Here is a 3,287-nt window from a genome sequence, read left to right on the forward strand (position 1 = left end):
GACGATCGGGACGAGATCATCGACGCGCCACAGCAGGATCAGCGGTGGATCGTCGATGTACTTGGGGATTTCGGTTGGGTCAGCCATGGGCGCAGTGTGCTGCCCGGCGGGCGGGGACCGTGAGAGCTGAAGGTGCGGATTATTGGGGGGAATGCGGGAAGGGGGGTTGGGGTCCTGCGTCAGGACTGTCCGCACCTGCCCGTGACAACAGGCACCCACTCTTGCCCACGATAGACCCGAACCGGATTGCCGCGGATCAGCCGGGTGTGCTGTTGCCAGCGCGCGGTGTCACCCTCGCGAGCCTTGGTTTCGGCGCGTTCAGCGAAGAGACTCGCCAGCCGGGCGAGCGCGAGCCGGCGGTTCAGGAGTTGCGAGCGCTCTTCCTGGGCGATGGCGTGGAGTCCGGTCGGCAGATGAGTGACCCGGACGGCACTCTCCGTGCGGTTGACGTGCTGTCCGCCGGGACCGCTCGCGCGCAGTGTTTCGACCCGCACCGCAGCACTATCCCAGTGGTCGGGGGCGGGTTCCGCGAAGACGGCCACGCTGACAAACCAGTTCTTCCGAGGGTGACGCAGCCGGTAGGGGCTGGCACCAATCCACTGGACGGTCCCCAACCAGCGGCGGACCTGCGCCGCCGCCCCCGTGCCACTGGCCCGTAGCAGGATCGAACGGGCATCGCCGCCATGCTCGCCGGGCGTGCGCGCAAGTTCCGCCACGGTGAGCCCATGCTCGCTGAGATCCCGGATCAGCAGCGGGACCAGGCGCCCCACCACCCACTCACACTCGGCCGGGCCGCGCCCGGCGGAGAGTTGCAGCCACAGGGTCGGCGCACTCCCGTTCACGGCCGGCCACGCCGTGGTTTGCGCGCCCCCGGTTGACGATGGGCCGGACGCCTGACCTTGTAGGTGAGCACCGGCCGCAGGGTGGCGATCACGTCGATCAGCCCGACCTCGCTCAGGTCGGCCACCACGCGCTCAATGCCCTTGTAGTTCTCCGGGGCCTCGTCATAGAGGAGGTCCTTGTCTTCGCAAATCACCCGGCCGCCGAGCGCGGTGGTGATGAGTGCCTCGGCACCCTGTCGGCCACCCAAACGGCCGCGGGCCTCGCCGCGTTTCCACTTGCGCCCGGCGCCATGGGCCAGCGAGAAGAGGCTCTGTTCGCTGGGGGTGTGTGACTGCACCAGGTAAGACAGGGTGCCCCGCGAGCCGGGGATAACGACCGGCCCGCGGTCGGCCGGCACCGCCCCCTTGCGATGCAGCCAGAGCCGCTCGCCGTGCCAATCGAGCGGCTGGACCAGGTTGTGCCAACTGTCGAGTCGGGATTGCGCATCCACGTTCAGGGCCGTCAGGATACGATGGGCGATGAGCCCGCGATTGGCCTGCGCCCACCGCAGTGCGTGATCATGCTGGCGCAAATAGTCTATGGCCGCAGGGCTCGCGGGATCGAGCCCGTGGTGGCCCTGCTGGTCCACGACCGCGCGCAGGATGGATTCCCCGAGCCCGCGCGAACCGCTGTGGACCAGGAGCAACGCATGGTCAGGGTCGATCCCCAGCGTCGCCAAGGCCGCCGGGTCCATCACCGTTTCGACCCATTGCACCTCCGCGAAGTGGTTACCGCCCCCGATGGTCCCGAGCGCGGCATCGCCGGCGGTCGGCTCCAAGCCATAGTCGGTGCGCCAGTCGGATAGCTCGCCGTCCCATGGGTCTTCGAGCCCTTGCAGGCGCTCGGCAGCGCGCTCGGGTTTGAACTTGCGCCGTGGCAGGTCTGTCTGCCACAGCCCCATCCCGCAACCAATGTCGTTGCCGATCAAGGCCGGGTAGATCTGCTCGCACAGAAAGGCCGCGCCGATCGGATAGCCTTTGCCCGGATGTAGATCGGGTAGCCCCACGGCCTGACGCATACCCGGCAGCGCGGCGGTCTGCTCCAGTTGGCGCAGGGCCTCACCTTCGATCCAGGACTGATCGGAGGCGATGAGTTGGTAGGACGGGGGCATTGGGTCAGCTCCTCGCAGGATGGATGGCACTGGTCTGGCCAGGGCCCACCCAGGTCAGCCCCAACACCCGGCGGCCGGTCGGCCACTCGGGATGCCCGTAGATCACGGGCAAGGCGGTGGCCGAATCCGGAATGTGTTCCCCGAGCTGATCGCATAACCAATTGAAGTCGGATAAAGAGCTGTCGTACCCGCCATGCAGCCACGCCAGTACCCCGCCGGCAGGCCCCACATCCAGTTGCGTCCAGAGCCGGCGGAACGCGCCCGTGCGGCGGGACTCGCGATTCCAGATCGTCGCACCAGTGCGCAGCATCACACCCGCCTTCAGCACTTGGTGGATATCGGCAATGTCATAGCCAATAATGGTAGAGGACAACCTCAGCAGGCCATCGACATGGGTGGCAATCGCCGCAGCGCGCAGGAAGCCCCGTTGGGGGGCGATATCAAGCACGCCGTCCGTGGTTTCATGCAGGGTCGCGCGCCAAGGCGCGTCGGGGTCGCCGTCATCGCCGACGATGAGCGCGAATCGCAGGAACGCCTCCTTCAGTCCAGCCAGGCGGTCCGCCCAACCGGGCGTCTGGGCGCGCGCCGCGGGGTCCGTGGCATCGATCACCAGCGCGATGCAATCGCAGGGGCGCAGGCGCGTCTCGATCCAGCGATCGAGCCCCGCCGGATCATCCCGGCCGGTTCGGAAACAGTCGATATCCCAGCCGCTCCAGTGACTGTCGGCGTCCCAGGACGCCCTGGCCCGGACGCGCAAGGCATCGATCACCGCATCCGCCTCGGGACCCAGCGCGAGACAGGCCAGCGATTGCGTACTCGGATCGGTCACCATCATCGAAAACATATCCTTGGTCTTGGCCTTGGGTGGCGCCGGGGCCAACTGACCCGGTTCGCCGACGATGCCGGCCAGTCCGCCGGTGACTTTCAGTGTGGCGCCCATCGCGAAGGCTTGCAAAACCAGACGTCGATGCATGTGCAGATACTCCGGGGTCGCGTTGTCAAATCGGCCGGATGGCATCAGCAATTCCAAATTTGACCTTACCCCGTGTTCGGCCGTCCCCGGACCTTGCGCGGAGCGGGTCGCAGACCCTCGAGCATGAAGTCGAACAGCTGATCCCAGGAGTCGAAGGGGAGGTACTGTGCGAGCGCGCGCAGGTGTTCGAAGAAGGTCTGGCGCGAGGGTAATTGGGCGCGCACGGCGCGATAGCGTTGGTCCAGGCAGTCGAGGACGGTGTGTACCAGGTAGGCCAGGATGATCAGGGTCGCCAGCACGGCGGACAAGTGCTGTTTGCCA

At 67.0% G+C, this 3,287-nt stretch carries 3 protein-coding genes and 1 pseudogene; all 4 read right to left on the reverse strand.

Annotated elements, in window-relative coordinates; all coding sequences use genetic code 11:
- Nucleotides 1–179: 179 nt before the first annotated feature.
- Complete coding sequence (gene prfH, locus QZX93_RS25025) at nucleotides 180–842, reverse strand: peptide chain release factor H (protein ID WP_295386590.1); 663 nt, start codon at nucleotides 840–842, stop codon at nucleotides 180–182.
- Nucleotides 839–1,993 (reverse strand): RNA ligase RtcB family protein, encoded by a 1,155-nt coding sequence (locus QZX93_RS25030; RefSeq protein WP_295386593.1) that lies wholly within the window; start codon nucleotides 1,991–1,993, stop codon nucleotides 839–841. The genes prfH and QZX93_RS25030 overlap by 4 nt, the downstream gene beginning before the upstream one ends.
- A gap of 4 nt (nucleotides 1,994–1,997) precedes the next feature.
- Nucleotides 1,998–3,023 carry a hypothetical protein gene (locus QZX93_RS25035; RefSeq protein WP_295386596.1) on the reverse strand — a complete coding sequence of 342 codons (1,026 nt, stop codon included), beginning with the start codon at nucleotides 3,021–3,023 and terminating at the stop codon, nucleotides 1,998–2,000.
- Between the two features lie 107 nt (nucleotides 3,024–3,130).
- A pseudogene (locus QZX93_RS25040) lies at nucleotides 3,131–3,287 on the reverse strand (ISNCY family transposase); the annotation flags it as partial.

This window comes from uncultured Thiodictyon sp. (genome assembly GCF_903946935.1).
Lineage (GTDB): Bacteria > Pseudomonadota > Gammaproteobacteria > Chromatiales > Chromatiaceae > Thiodictyon.

Coding starts and splice junctions, on each gene's coding strand:
- QZX93_RS25030 (WP_295386593.1), bottom strand. CDS start 1,993: ATGCCCCCGTCCTACCAACTCATCGCCTCCGATCAGTCCTGGATCGAA.